Genomic DNA, 12,000 nt, shown 5'->3' on the forward strand with positions numbered 1-12,000 from the left:
CATCACTTACGTAAAAGCAATAATAGTAAAAATAAAATCAGTAATACAACTAAGCATGCTGTATCACGAAAATGCCACTTCATTACACGAAACTTTGATCGTCCTTCTCCACCTTGGTAACCTCTAGCTTCCATCGCTACTGCTAAATCTTCAGCTCGTTTAAATGAGTGAATAAATAGCGGAACGAGTAAAGAAACTAGCGCTTTTAATCTGTCTTTAATTGGCCCTGAAGAGAAGTCCACTCCTCTGGACGATTGTGCCTTCATAATCTTTTCAGTCTCTTCCATAAGAGTTGGAATAAATCTCAATGAAATTGACATCATTAAAGCCATCTCATGGACCGGTAAACCAAACCGTTTAAACGGGTTAAATAATGATTCAAGCCCATCTGTAATTTCGATTGGATTTGTAGTCAATGTCAGTAAGGTTGTGATTGAAACTAAAAGAAAAAATCTCGCTGATATAAAGATCCCTTGGATAATGCCCTCTTTATGGATTTCAATCCAACCGAAATGATAAATTAATGGCCCTTCTTTATTCGTAAATAAATGCAATAAAAACGTAAACACTGCTAACAACCATATTGCTCTTAATCCTTTTAAATAATAATTAAGAGGTACTCTTGATAGCATTACTGTTACGATCGAGAAAATTAGTAAAACACCATATGTTATAAAGTTATTTGCAAAGAAAACGATACAAATAAAAATGAACATTGTTAGAAGTTTTGCTCGAGCATCTAGACGATGAATAAGTGAGTCGATTGGAATATATTTTCCGATAATTAGACTATTCATTTTTTTTCCCCATTATAAAGTTTCGCAATATAATTAGCGAGTTGTTCTATTGTTAAACTTGTAGCAATTTCATTGATGCCTAACTTTTGATTTAATTCTTGATGGAACTTTAAAGAAAGCGGAATTTGTAATCCAATTTCCTCTAATTCCTTTTCATATGAAAATACTTCTAAAGGGCTTCCCTTTAGATACGTAGTACCTTTTTGAAGTACATGAATAGTATCAGCGTATCTTGCTGCATCATCCATGTTGTGGGTCACTAAAATGATCGTAAGACCCTTTTCTTTGTGTAATTGATAAAACATATCCATTAACGCTTTTTGACCACTAGGATCAAGTCCAGCAGTAGGTTCATCCAATACTAAAACATCCGGTTCCATTGCTAACACCCCAGCAATAGCAACCCTTCTCATTTGACCACCACTTAATTCAAACGGTGACTTCATTAAATACTCTTCATTTAAACCTACTTTTTCAATTAAATCTTTGGCTCTTTTTTTTGCTATTTCTTCAGAAACACCGAAATTCATCGGACCAAAGCAAATATCTTTTTCAACAGTTTCTTCAAACAATTGCTGTTCAGGAAACTGAAAAACCAATCCTACTTTTTTTCGTAATGCTTTTAAATTTTTGTTTTTTTTATTCGATATAAGGGTAACATCGTCTATTTTGGCGATTCCCTCTGTTGGTTGTAAGAGGCCATTTAGATGTTGCAGAAAGGTAGACTTACCTGAGCCTGTGTGACCAATTACAGCATAGTAGGACCCATCAGGTATCGTTACATCAATATCGTAAAGTGCACGATGTTCAAAAGGTGTATTTGGCTGATAAGTATATCCTACTTTTTCAAAAGTAATTCGCATAGTTCGCTCACCAAGCTTTCTTGCTCTAGATGGTCTTGTCTCAAAGGTAAACCTTTTTCGATTAGTAAATTAGAAAGGTTATTTGTAAAAGGAGATGCTAATCCAAGCGACTCTAAAGAAAACTCAGTCTTTAAAAGCTCTTCTGGAGATACGCTTTGAACTAAATGACCATCATGCATAATTAAAATACGGTCTGCATGTATTGCTTCTTCTATATCATGTGTAATTGAAATAACAGTCATATTAATTTCTTTATGTAAATTACGAATTGTTTCTATAACTTCTTTTCTACCGAAAGGATCTAGCATTGATGTCGCTTCATCTAAGATTAATATACTTGGTTGAATTGCCAATGCTCCAGCTATTGCTACTCTTTGTTTTTGGCCACCTGATAGGGAATGTGGTTCATGAAGTTTAAAATCACTCATATTGACAATATTTAAAACCTCTTCAATTCGACGGTCCATTTCTTCTTTATTAATTCCATGGTTTTCTAAACCAAATGCTATATCATCTATTATAGTCGTCCCTACAAATTGATTATCAGGATTTTGAAATACCATCGCTATTTTCTTTCGAACGTCCCATATAGTTTGTTCAGATAAGGTAATTTCCTCATCAATTACGATATGACCTTCTTCAGGTAAAATTAAGCCATTTAAAAGTTTAGCGAGCGTTGATTTTCCTGATCCGTTTCGACCAACTATTGCGATCCATTCATTTTCTTTTATATTAAACGACACTGAATGTACCGCATTTGATTGAGCCTGTGGATATTTAAAAGATATGTTATCTACTTTAATACTATCTTTTCTCATTAGTTCACCTATAATTTCTCATTGTATATAGATATATAATAGTCTAAAAGTAAACAGAAAAAAAGGGCAACGACATGTTTACAAGAAACGTCGAGCCCTTTTGTATTCGAATATTAAACTAATTCGATAACAACCATTGGTGCTGCGTCTCCACGACGAGGACCAATTTTTGCGATACGAGTGTATCCACCTTGACGCTCAGTGTAACGAGGAGCGATGTCAGCAAATAATTTTTGTAAAGCGTCTTGACCGTTTTCAGCGTTAGCAACTTCATTACGGATGTAAGCAGCAGCTAGACGACGAGCGTGTAAGTCTCCACGTTTACCTAAAGTAATCATTTTTTCAACAACTGAGCGTAACTCCTTCGCACGAGTTTCAGTTGTTTGAATACGTTCGTTAATGATTAAATCAGTAGCTAAGTCACGTAACATAGCTTTACGTTGTGAGCTAGTACGTCCTAATTTTCTGTATCCCATTTCTAGTTCCCTCCTTTGTTAGTAGTATCAAAATTGGGTCATATAGACATGAAGAGAACGCCTCTCCCTTTATCGAAGCTACAATCAGTCTTCTTTACGTAGGCCAAGACCTAACTCTTCTAACTTATGCTTTACTTCTTCTAAAGACTTACGACCTAAGTTACGTACTTTCATCATGTCTTCTTCTGTCTTATTAGCAAGCTCTTGTACTGTATTAATACCTGCTCGCTTTAAGCAGTTATATGAACGAACAGAAAGATCAAGTTCTTCAATCGTCATTTCAAGGACTTTATCTTTTTGATCTTCTTCTTTTTCGACCATGATTTCTGCATTTTTAGCTTCGTCAGTTAAACCTACAAAAATGTTTAAGTGTTCAGTTAGAATTTTTGAACCAAGTGCGATTGCATCTTTTGGTCCAATGCTTCCGTCAGTCCAAACATCAAGTGTTAACTTATCGAAATTTGAAACCTGTCCCACACGTGTATTTTCTACTTGGTATGTGACACGAGACACTGGAGTGTAAATCGAGTCGATAGGAATAACACCTATTGCTTGATCCTCTCTTTTGTTACCATCTGCAGGGATGTATCCACGACCACGTCTAGCAGTTAGACGCATACGTAAATGAGCATCTTTCGCAAGAGTTGCAATATGAAGATCTGGATTTAGAACTTCAACATCACTATCATGCGTAATATCGGCCGCAGTAATTGGTCCTTCTCCGCGTACATCAATTTCTAATGTTTTTTCTTCATCTGAATAAATTTTCAGAGCAAGTTTTTTTACATTAAGAATAATTGTTGTAACGTCTTCTACAACACCTTCAACTGTAGAGAACTCATGTAACACGCCATCAATTTGAATAGCAGTTACAGCGGCACCAGGAAGTGAGGATAAAAGGATACGACGTAAGGAGTTACCTAGCGTTGTACCATATCCACGCTCAAGTGGTTCAATAACGAATTTACCATATTTGGAATCGTCACTGATCTCAACCGTTTCGATTTTCGGCTTTTCGATTTCAATCATTTTTTAAACCCTCCTTCAAAACGTCGAAACCCTCGGTTAGACTTATGCTAACCGAAAGTCCCCATTAGGCAGTTCCTAATTGTGCACAACAAGAGATGTCTGTTAATATTTGCCAAACATATATCATAATCCATTATAGACAATTATTGAAAATTTATACAGACAAATTATACACGACGACGTTTTGGTGGACGGCATCCGTTATGTGGAACTGGAGTAACGTCTCTAATAGCAGTTACTTCAAGACCAGCAGCTTGAAGAGCACGGATAGCAGCCTCACGACCAGCACCCGGACCTTTAACTGTTACGTCAAGAGTTTTTAAACCGTGTTCCATAGAAGCTTTAGCAGCAGTTTCAGCAGCCATTTGTGCAGCGAATGGAGTAGATTTACGAGAACCTCTGAAACCTAATGCTCCAGCACTTGACCAAGAAATTGCGTTACCATGAACATCAGTGATTGTTACGATTGTGTTATTGAAAGTTGAACGAATATGAGCTGTACCAGCTTCAATATTCTTTTTCACACGACGTTTACGTACATTTGTTTTACGTGCCATGTTGAATACCCTCCTTTACTTAAAAAATATTATTTCTTCTTGTTCGCTACTGTACGGCGTGGGCCTTTACGAGTACGAGCATTGTTTTTAGTGTTTTGACCACGAACAGGTAAGCTACGACGGTGGCGAATACCACGATATGAACCGATTTCGATTAAACGTTTAATGTTTAAAGAAACTTCACGACGAAGATCCCCTTCAACTTTTAACTTGTCGATTAATTCACGAATTTTACCTAATTCTTCTTCTGTTAAATCACGTACACGTGTGTCTTCTGAAATACCAGCTTCAGCTAAGATTTTTTCAGAAGTTGCACGACCGATTCCGTATACATAAGTTAAAGAAACAACCACGCGTTTGTCGCGAGGAATATCTACACCAGCAATACGAGCCATTCTAGTGCACCTCCTTCTATATTAACCTTGTTTTTGTTTATGTTTTGGATTTTCACAAATTACCATTACTTTACCACGTCTGCGGATAACTTTACATTTTTCACAGATTGGTTTTACTGATGGTCTCACTTTCATGATTTAAACCTCCTTGTAGATTACGGAGTGCATATTTATTATTTAAAACGGTACGTAATACGGCCACGAGTTAAATCATACGGAGATAGTTCAACAGTTACCTTGTCACCTGGAAGAATACGAATGAAGTTCATACGAATTTTACCAGAAACGTGTGCAAGAACAATATGACCATTTTCTAATTCAACTTTGAACATCGCATTCGGAAGTGTTTCCGTAACGGTACCTTCAATTTCAATTACATCATCTTTCGCCATTAGGGCATTCTCCTTTCTTCAAATCAGTAGCTTGCTTGTAGGCAAACATACGCTTAGGAACATTAAGCCAAAGTGCTCTGATATGTTGGAGATTTTTGGCCTATTAAAGACCTATATTATATCAATCGTTCCAAGCAAAGCTATGTTTAAGCTTTTATAACAGTATCAGTTTTGACGAAGCGACAAAACGTCATACACATGGAACGACGATCTTATCGTTCGATTATTAAACTAACTCTTTTAAAAGATTATCAATGTCGGAAAAAACTTTGTTAATCTCTTGTTCACCTTCAATTGTTTTTACATAACCTAAGTTATTGTAGAAATCAAGTAAAGGTTGAGTTTGTTTGATATTTACTTCAAGGCGATTCGCAACTGTTTCTTCATTATCATCCGCACGTTGATAAAGTTCTCCGCCACATTTTGGGCAAACACCCTCTTCAACAGGAGGATTGAAAATTAAATGATAAGTTGCTCCACACTCTTTGCAAATACGACGACCTGTTAAACGTTCAATTAAAAGTTGTTGGTCTACATGAATGTTTAACACGAAGTCAATTTTACGATTCATTACTTTTAGAGTCTCTTCTAGTGCTTCAGCCTGCGCAACTGTTCTAGGAAAGCCATCCAATAAAAAACCGTTTTGGCAATCATCTTTCGCTAATCGTTCACGTACAATACCAATTGTTACCTCATCAGGAACAAGATGACCTTGATCCATAAACGATTTTGCTTTAAGACCTAGTTCTGTGCCGTCTTTAATCGCTGCGCGGAACATATCGCCAGTAGATATATGAGGAATGCCGTATTTTTCGACAATTTTCTCAGCTTGTGTGCCTTTGCCTGCACCAGGAAGCCCCATAAGAATTAAATTCATGGTTAATCCTCCTCAAAATTAGGTGAGCAATAGGGAATTAAGGAGTTCCCTACGCTCGATCTTTAATAAAGCCTTTGTAGTTTCTCTTAACAAGCTGACTTTCTAATTGTTTCATCGTTTCAAGTGCAACTCCGACTACGATTAGTAAACTTGTTCCTCCAATTTGAGCTGAAGGTGGTAAGTTCGCAACTTTACCAAATACAATTGGTAGTAAAGCGATGACAGCTAAGAAAATTGCTCCTACGAAAGTTAAACGATATAAGACTTTAATGATATATTCTTGAGTGCTCTTACCTGGGCGAATGCCTGGGATGTAGCCACCTTGCTTCTGTAAGTTTTCAGCCATTTGCTCTGGATTAGCCTGAACAAAAGTGTAAAAATACGTGAATGCAATAATCAAGACTAAATAAAATGCCATTCCCCATGGATTTTCATACGTAAAATGCGTTTTAATCCATTCAGTTACATCGTTACTTGGTAAGAACGATGCAATTGTTGAAGGAGTGATTAAAAATGAAACAGCGAAGATTACCGGAATAACCCCAGCGCCATTTACTTTTAATGGCAAGTGAGTAGATTGTCCTCCGACATAGCTATTATTACCATTGTTTCGTTTAGCATATTGAATTGGGATTTTACGAGTAGCTTGTTGGATGTAAATTACAGCAACGATCACTAGTAGTAAAACTAATAACACTAGGCCAACTTTTACGATGTTTAAGAATAGCGCGTCACCAGCATCTTTAAATTGTTGCTGATAAACTTGACTTAATGTAGTAGGTATAGCAGCAACTATACCACCAAAGATGAGGACTGATATACCGTTCCCTACACCTTTAGCAGTAATCTGCTCACCTAACCACAATAAGAATGATGTTCCAGCTGTTAGTACAAGTGCTATATAAAGATAGGTTGACCAACCTGGATTTTCAATTAACATTCCGCCAGTAACATTATTCATACTGATTGATAATCCAATTGCTTCTACAAAACCAAGAATAATTGTGATGTATTTAGTCAGTTGAGTAAGTTTACGTCGACCAATCTCACCTTGCTTCGACCATTCAGTTAACTTTGGAACAACGTCCATTTGAAGTAACTGAATAATGATCGATGCAGTAATGTAAGGCATTATACCCATTGCAAAAATCGAGAACTGTTTAAGAGCTCCTCCACCGAATGTATTTAACACACCAAAGACGCTCAATGAGCTATCTTGAGATGCTAAAACATCAGCGTTGACGTTTGGAACAGGTATAAACGTCCCAATACGAAATACAATTAACATTAATAACGTAAAGAATATTTTTTTTCTAATATCTGCAATGCGCATAAAGTTGGAGATTGTCCGGAACATTTTAGATCACCTCAGCATTTCCACCAGCTGCTTCGATTGCCTCTACCGCAGAAGATGAGAACTTGTGAGCTTTTACAGTAAGTTTAACTTCTAACTTACCTTTACCTAAAATCTTAATACCAGCTAATTCTTTACGAACAATACCAGTTTCAATTAGTAACTCAGGAGTTACTTCAGTTCCGTTTTCGAAGCGGTTTAACGTTTCAACATTAACGATTGCGTAATCTTTACGGTTGATGTTAGTGAAACCACGTTTTGGTAAACGACGGAATAAAGGAGTTTGACCACCTTCAAATCCAAGACGAACACCGCCACCTGAACGAGCGTTTTGTCCTTTATGACCTTTACCAGCAGTTTTACCAGTACCTGAACCAATACCACGACCGATACGTTTAGATACTTTACGAGAACCTTCTGTAGGTTTTAATTCATGAAGTTTCATTAGGGCACCTCCTTACTTATTCATGTTCAATTAAATTTCTTTTACAGATACAAGGTGAGAAACTTTGTTAATCATCCCACGCATTGCAGCGTTATCTTCTTTAACAACAGTTTGGTTTGTTTTAGTAATTCCTAAAGCACGAACTGTTGCGATTTGATCTTGTTTACGACCAATAACACTACGAGTAAGGGTAATTTCTAACTGTTTAGCCATCGTTATCCCTCCTTATTAACCTAGTAATTCTTCTACAGATTTACCACGTAATTTAGCAACTTCATCCGCACGTTTCAAGTTACTTAAACCTTCGATAGTAGCACGTACAATGTTTACCGGTGTGTTTGAACCAAGAGACTTAGATAAAATATCATGTACTCCAGCAAGTTCTAATACCGCACGAACAGGACCTCCTGCGATAACTCCAGTACCTTCAGAAGCAGGTTTTAAGAATACTTCACCAGCTCCAAAACGACCAGTAATTACGTGAGGAATAGTAGTTCCAACGATTGGTACATTAATTAGATTTTTCTTAGCATCTTCAACAGCTTTACGGATTGCATCAGGTACTTCTTGCGCTTTACCAGTACCAAAACCTACATGACCGTTTTTGTCACCAACAACTACTAATGCTGCAAAGCGGAAACGACGACCACCTTTTACAACTTTAGCAACACGGTTGATCGTAACTAAGCGTTCTTCAAGCTCTAATTTATTAGGATCAATGCGACGCATGTATGTCCCTCCTTCTTTTATTAAAATTGTAAACCAGCTTCACGAGCAGCTTCAGCTAAAGCTTTTACGCGACCATGATATAAGTAACCACCGCGGTCGAATACAACTTCAGTAACACCTTTTTCAGTAGCGCGTTTTGCAACTAAACCACCAACTAAAGATGCTGCATCGATATTACCAGTACCATTTAAAGTTAATTCTTTATCTAAAGTTGATGCACTTGCTAATGTAACACCATTAACATCATCAATGATTTGAGCATAGATATGGTTGTTTGAACGATAAACGTTTAAACGTGGACGTTCTTGAGTACCAGATAATTTAGTACGAACACGAGCATGTCTTTTTTTACGTACTGCATTTTTATCAGCCTTAAAGATCATCTTGGTCACTCCTTTCTCTTATCTAGTTATAGATTACTTCGCAGTTTTACCTTCTTTACGACGAACCATTTCGCCTTCGTAACGGATACCTTTACCTTTATATGGCTCTGGCGGACGTACTTGACGGATGTAAGCAGCAAGAGCGCCTACACGTTCTTTGTCGATACCTTTAATACTGATTTTAGTATTTGAAGGTACTTCTATTTCAACACCATTCTCAGGAGTGATCTCAACTGGGTGAGAATAACCAACAGCTAAAACAAGTTTGTCACCTGTTTTAGTAGCACGGTAACCTACCCCAACTAGTTCAAGGTTACGAGTATAACCATTAGTTACACCTTCAACCATGTTTCCTAAGATAGCACGAGTTGTACCATGAAGAGCACGGTGCTCTTTATTATCAGTTGGACGTGCAACTGTTAATACATTCTCGTTAACTTCGATTGTCATATCAGGGCTAAAAGTACGAGTTAACTCACCTTTAGGTCCTTTTACTGTAATAGTATTGTTGTTATTAGTAATTGCAACTCCAGCAGGAATTACAAGTTCTTTTTTACCAACACGAGACATTCACTACACCTCCATTCTCTCTGTGTTTTATTACCAAACGTATGCTAAGATTTCGCCACCAGTTTTAGCTTGACGAGCTTCTTTATCTGTCATTACACCTTTAGATGTTGAAATAATTGCAACACCTAAACCGTTAAGTACGCGAGGTACTTCGTCAGCTTTCGCGTATACACGTAAGCCAGGCTTAGAGATTCTTTTTAATCCAGTGATAACACGTTCGTTGTTCACACCATATTTTAAGAAAATACGGATGATACCTTGTTTATCATCTTCAATGTACTCAACGTCACGGATGAAACCTTCACGTTTTAGAATTTCAGCAACTTCTTTCTTTAGGTTAGAACCTGGGAATTCTAATTTCTCGTGACGTACCATGTTCGCATTACGAATGCGAGTAAGCATATCTGCAATAGGATCTGTCATGACCATGTTCAGATAACCTCCTTCCTAATATCTATAGAATTACCAACTAGCTTTTTTAACGCCAGGGATTTGTCCTTTATATGCAAGTTCACGGAAACAAATACGGCAAAGTTTAAATTTACGTAATACTGAGTGTGGACGTCCGCAACGTTCGCAACGTGTATACTCTTGTACTTTAAATTTCTGAGCACGTTTTTGTTTCGCAATCATTGATTTTTTAGCCACGTTTTCGCCTCCTCTTCTTTAGCGCTGGCTTTCATTATTTTTGAAAAGGCATTCCGAATAATGTTAGCATTTCACGAGCTTCTTCATCAGTATTTGCAGTAGTTACAATAACGATGTCCATACCACGTACTTTGTTTACTTTATCATAATCAATCTCTGGGAAGATTAATTGCTCTTTAACACCTAATGTGTAGTTCCCACGGCCATCGAATGACTTTTTAGAGATCCCACGGAAGTCACGTACACGAGGTAAAGTTACAGCAACTAATTTTTCAAAGAATTCGTACATACGCTCACCGCGTAATGTAACTTTAGCACCGATAGGCATTCCTTCACGAAGACGGAATTGTGCGATTGATTTTTTAGCTCTAGTTACAACAGGTTTTTGACCAGCGATTAAAGTTAATTCCTCAACAGCAGTATCTAATGCTTTTGAATTTGAAACAGCCTCACCAACACCCATGTTGATGACGATCTTTTCAATTTTTGGCACTTGCATAACTGATTTATAGTTAAACTTGCTCACTAGAGCAGGAGTGATTTCATTTTGATATTTCTCGACTAGGCGGTTCATTCAGTTGACCTCCTTTCATAAATTTCTATTATTTATCAAGTAATTCGCCTGATTTTTTTGCAATACGTACTTTTTTACCATCCACTAATTGGTAACCTACACGTGTAGGTACTCCAGTTTTTGGATCTAATGCCATTACATTAGAAACATGGATTGGTGCTTCTTTCTCGATGATGCCACCTTGTGGGTTAGCTTGAGTAGGTTTCGAGTGTTTTTTAATGATGTTTACACCCTCAACAAGTACGCGGTTTTTCTTTGGAAAAGCAGCAAGGATAACACCTTGTTTTCCTTTGTCTTTACCAGAGATAACTTGAACTTTATCACCTTTTTTTACATGCATCTTCTTCGTGCACCTCCTTAATAAGGCTTTCTGAAGTATTTATTAAAGTACATTAATTAAAGTACTTCTGGAGCTAATGATACGATTTTCATAAAGTTGCTATCACGTAATTCACGTGCAACTGGTCCGAAAATACGAGTACCACGTGGGCTCTTATCATCTTTAATGATAACAGCTGCGTTTTCATCAAAACGGATGTAAGTACCATCTGGACGACGAACGCCACGTTTCGTACGAACGATAACGGCTTTAACTACATCACCTTTTTTAACAACGCCACCTGGTGTTGCTTGTTTTACTGTACATACGATGATATCACCGATGTTTGCAGTTTTACGGCCTGAACCACCTAATACTTTAATAGTAAGTAATTCACGAGCACCTGAATTGTCAGCAACTTTTAAACGAGTTTCTTGTTGGATCATGTCAAATTGACCTCCTTTCGGATTAGGAATGATATCCGATCATCTATTAGATAATAACAGCTTCTTCTACGATTTCAACTAAACGGAAACGTTTTGTAGCTGATAATGGACGAGTCTCCATGATTTTTACGATATCGCCAACTTTAGCAGTGTTTAGCTCATCGTGCGCTTTATATTTCTTAGAATATTTAACGCGTTTTCCGTATAGTTTGTGTGTTTTATAAGTTTCAACTACAACAGTAATTGTCTTATCCATCTTATCAGAAACTACACGTCCTGTGTAAACTTTACGTTGGTTACGTTCGCTCACTGTGCAAACCTCCCCTCA

22 protein-coding genes are annotated in these 12,000 nt (G+C 37.2%); all 22 read right to left on the reverse strand.

What is annotated here, in order from left to right; translation table 11 throughout:
- Positions 1 to 2: 2 nt before the first annotated feature.
- On the reverse strand, positions 3 to 797 hold the full coding sequence (gene cbiQ / locus COC46_RS08470) for a cobalt ECF transporter T component CbiQ (RefSeq protein WP_098809301.1): 795 nt from the start codon (positions 795 to 797) through the stop codon (positions 3 to 5).
- Positions 794 to 1,660: an energy-coupling factor ABC transporter ATP-binding protein gene (locus COC46_RS08475; RefSeq protein ID WP_098809302.1), complete on the reverse strand. Its 867-nt coding sequence runs from the start codon at positions 1,658 to 1,660 to the stop codon at positions 794 to 796. Before COC46_RS08475 ends, cbiQ begins: the two co-directional genes overlap by 4 nt.
- A complete protein-coding gene (locus COC46_RS08480; RefSeq protein WP_098809303.1) occupies positions 1,636 to 2,478 on the reverse strand; it encodes an energy-coupling factor ABC transporter ATP-binding protein in 843 nt (280 codons plus the stop codon). Before COC46_RS08480 ends, COC46_RS08475 begins: the two co-directional genes overlap by 25 nt.
- 113 nt (positions 2,479 to 2,591) lie before the next feature.
- Entirely contained in the window at positions 2,592 to 2,954 is a 363-nt protein-coding gene (rplQ, locus tag COC46_RS08485; protein ID WP_056467487.1) for a 50S ribosomal protein L17, read from the reverse strand.
- A gap of 84 nt (positions 2,955 to 3,038) precedes the next feature.
- Complete coding sequence (locus tag COC46_RS08490; RefSeq protein ID WP_056467484.1) at positions 3,039 to 3,983, reverse strand: DNA-directed RNA polymerase subunit alpha; 945 nt, start codon at positions 3,981 to 3,983, stop codon at positions 3,039 to 3,041.
- A 167-nt stretch (positions 3,984 to 4,150) separates the two neighbouring features.
- Positions 4,151 to 4,540 (reverse strand): 30S ribosomal protein S11, encoded by a 390-nt coding sequence (gene rpsK / locus COC46_RS08495; protein WP_098809304.1) that lies wholly within the window; start codon positions 4,538 to 4,540, stop codon positions 4,151 to 4,153.
- A gap of 29 nt (positions 4,541 to 4,569) precedes the next feature.
- Complete coding sequence (gene rpsM, locus COC46_RS08500) at positions 4,570 to 4,935, reverse strand: 30S ribosomal protein S13 (protein WP_056467478.1); 366 nt, start codon at positions 4,933 to 4,935, stop codon at positions 4,570 to 4,572.
- A gap of 21 nt (positions 4,936 to 4,956) precedes the next feature.
- The gene (rpmJ, locus tag COC46_RS08505; protein WP_000868344.1) at positions 4,957 to 5,070 is read right to left on the reverse strand and encodes a 50S ribosomal protein L36; all 114 of its coding nucleotides are present in this window, start codon (positions 5,068 to 5,070) and stop codon (positions 4,957 to 4,959) included.
- Between the two features lie 38 nt (positions 5,071 to 5,108).
- The gene (gene infA, locus COC46_RS08510) at positions 5,109 to 5,327 is read right to left on the reverse strand and encodes a translation initiation factor IF-1 (RefSeq protein WP_098809305.1); all 219 of its coding nucleotides are present in this window, start codon (positions 5,325 to 5,327) and stop codon (positions 5,109 to 5,111) included.
- 226 nt (positions 5,328 to 5,553) lie between these two features.
- Complete coding sequence (locus COC46_RS08515; protein WP_098809306.1) at positions 5,554 to 6,204, reverse strand: adenylate kinase; 651 nt, start codon at positions 6,202 to 6,204, stop codon at positions 5,554 to 5,556.
- A 49-nt stretch (positions 6,205 to 6,253) separates the two neighbouring features.
- Entirely contained in the window at positions 6,254 to 7,561 is a 1,308-nt protein-coding gene (secY, locus tag COC46_RS08520) for a preprotein translocase subunit SecY (RefSeq protein ID WP_098809307.1), read from the reverse strand.
- A gap of 1 nt (position 7,562) precedes the next feature.
- A complete protein-coding gene (gene rplO / locus COC46_RS08525) occupies positions 7,563 to 8,003 on the reverse strand; it encodes a 50S ribosomal protein L15 (RefSeq protein ID WP_056467467.1) in 441 nt (146 codons plus the stop codon).
- A 30-nt stretch (positions 8,004 to 8,033) separates the two neighbouring features.
- On the reverse strand, positions 8,034 to 8,216 hold the full coding sequence (rpmD, locus tag COC46_RS08530; RefSeq protein WP_088070790.1) for a 50S ribosomal protein L30: 183 nt from the start codon (positions 8,214 to 8,216) through the stop codon (positions 8,034 to 8,036).
- Between the two features lie 15 nt (positions 8,217 to 8,231).
- The gene (gene rpsE, locus COC46_RS08535; protein ID WP_056467462.1) at positions 8,232 to 8,732 is read right to left on the reverse strand and encodes a 30S ribosomal protein S5; all 501 of its coding nucleotides are present in this window, start codon (positions 8,730 to 8,732) and stop codon (positions 8,232 to 8,234) included.
- A gap of 20 nt (positions 8,733 to 8,752) precedes the next feature.
- Positions 8,753 to 9,115, reverse strand: coding sequence for a 50S ribosomal protein L18 (rplR, locus tag COC46_RS08540; RefSeq protein WP_098121865.1), 363 nt, complete (start codon positions 9,113 to 9,115; stop codon positions 8,753 to 8,755).
- A 33-nt stretch (positions 9,116 to 9,148) separates the two neighbouring features.
- The gene (gene rplF / locus COC46_RS08545) at positions 9,149 to 9,685 is read right to left on the reverse strand and encodes a 50S ribosomal protein L6 (RefSeq protein WP_098809308.1); all 537 of its coding nucleotides are present in this window, start codon (positions 9,683 to 9,685) and stop codon (positions 9,149 to 9,151) included.
- Positions 9,686 to 9,715: 30 nt separating this feature from the next.
- Complete coding sequence (rpsH, locus tag COC46_RS08550) at positions 9,716 to 10,114, reverse strand: 30S ribosomal protein S8 (protein WP_098121863.1); 399 nt, start codon at positions 10,112 to 10,114, stop codon at positions 9,716 to 9,718.
- Between the two features lie 33 nt (positions 10,115 to 10,147).
- Positions 10,148 to 10,333: a type Z 30S ribosomal protein S14 gene (locus COC46_RS08555; protein ID WP_056467450.1), complete on the reverse strand. Its 186-nt coding sequence runs from the start codon at positions 10,331 to 10,333 to the stop codon at positions 10,148 to 10,150.
- Positions 10,334 to 10,367: 34 nt separating this feature from the next.
- Complete coding sequence (rplE, locus tag COC46_RS08560; protein ID WP_098121862.1) at positions 10,368 to 10,907, reverse strand: 50S ribosomal protein L5; 540 nt, start codon at positions 10,905 to 10,907, stop codon at positions 10,368 to 10,370.
- A gap of 28 nt (positions 10,908 to 10,935) precedes the next feature.
- Entirely contained in the window at positions 10,936 to 11,247 is a 312-nt protein-coding gene (gene rplX, locus COC46_RS08565; RefSeq protein WP_098121861.1) for a 50S ribosomal protein L24, read from the reverse strand.
- A 56-nt stretch (positions 11,248 to 11,303) separates the two neighbouring features.
- A complete protein-coding gene (gene rplN / locus COC46_RS08570; RefSeq protein ID WP_088003815.1) occupies positions 11,304 to 11,672 on the reverse strand; it encodes a 50S ribosomal protein L14 in 369 nt (122 codons plus the stop codon).
- A gap of 46 nt (positions 11,673 to 11,718) precedes the next feature.
- Complete coding sequence (gene rpsQ / locus COC46_RS08575) at positions 11,719 to 11,982, reverse strand: 30S ribosomal protein S17 (RefSeq protein WP_056467437.1); 264 nt, start codon at positions 11,980 to 11,982, stop codon at positions 11,719 to 11,721.
- Positions 11,983 to 12,000 lie beyond the last annotated feature (18 nt).

Origin of the sequence: Bacillus sp. AFS041924 (assembly GCF_002577195.1) — a bacterium.
Taxonomy (GTDB): Bacteria; Bacillota; Bacilli; order Bacillales; family Bacillaceae_G; genus Gottfriedia.

Coding starts and splice junctions, on each gene's coding strand:
- cbiQ (WP_098809301.1), bottom strand. CDS start 797: ATGAATAGTCTAATTATCGGAAAATATATTCCAATCGACTCACTTATT.
- COC46_RS08475 (WP_098809302.1), bottom strand. CDS start 1,660: ATGCGAATTACTTTTGAAAAAGTAGGATATACTTATCAGCCAAATACA.
- COC46_RS08480 (WP_098809303.1), bottom strand. CDS start 2,478: ATGAGAAAAGATAGTATTAAAGTAGATAACATATCTTTTAAATATCCA.
- rplQ (WP_056467487.1), bottom strand. CDS start 2,954: ATGGGATACAGAAAATTAGGACGTACTAGCTCACAACGTAAAGCTATG.
- COC46_RS08490 (WP_056467484.1), bottom strand. CDS start 3,983: ATGATTGAAATCGAAAAGCCGAAAATCGAAACGGTTGAGATCAGTGAC.
- rpsK (WP_098809304.1), bottom strand. CDS start 4,540: ATGGCACGTAAAACAAATGTACGTAAACGTCGTGTGAAAAAGAATATT.
- rpsM (WP_056467478.1), bottom strand. CDS start 4,935: ATGGCTCGTATTGCTGGTGTAGATATTCCTCGCGACAAACGCGTGGTT.
- rpmJ (WP_000868344.1), bottom strand. CDS start 5,070: ATGAAAGTGAGACCATCAGTAAAACCAATCTGTGAAAAATGTAAAGTT.
- infA (WP_098809305.1), bottom strand. CDS start 5,327: ATGGCGAAAGATGATGTAATTGAAATTGAAGGTACCGTTACGGAAACA.
- COC46_RS08515 (WP_098809306.1), bottom strand. CDS start 6,204: ATGAATTTAATTCTTATGGGGCTTCCTGGTGCAGGCAAAGGCACACAA.
- secY (WP_098809307.1), bottom strand. CDS start 7,561: ATGTTCCGGACAATCTCCAACTTTATGCGCATTGCAGATATTAGAAAA.
- rplO (WP_056467467.1), bottom strand. CDS start 8,003: ATGAAACTTCATGAATTAAAACCTACAGAAGGTTCTCGTAAAGTATCT.
- rpmD (WP_088070790.1), bottom strand. CDS start 8,216: ATGGCTAAACAGTTAGAAATTACCCTTACTCGTAGTGTTATTGGTCGT.
- rpsE (WP_056467462.1), bottom strand. CDS start 8,732: ATGCGTCGCATTGATCCTAATAAATTAGAGCTTGAAGAACGCTTAGTT.
- rplR (WP_098121865.1), bottom strand. CDS start 9,115: ATGATCTTTAAGGCTGATAAAAATGCAGTACGTAAAAAAAGACATGCT.
- rplF (WP_098809308.1), bottom strand. CDS start 9,685: ATGTCTCGTGTTGGTAAAAAAGAACTTGTAATTCCTGCTGGAGTTGCA.
- rpsH (WP_098121863.1), bottom strand. CDS start 10,114: ATGGTCATGACAGATCCTATTGCAGATATGCTTACTCGCATTCGTAAT.
- rplE (WP_098121862.1), bottom strand. CDS start 10,907: ATGAACCGCCTAGTCGAGAAATATCAAAATGAAATCACTCCTGCTCTA.
- rplX (WP_098121861.1), bottom strand. CDS start 11,247: ATGCATGTAAAAAAAGGTGATAAAGTTCAAGTTATCTCTGGTAAAGAC.
- rplN (WP_088003815.1), bottom strand. CDS start 11,672: ATGATCCAACAAGAAACTCGTTTAAAAGTTGCTGACAATTCAGGTGCT.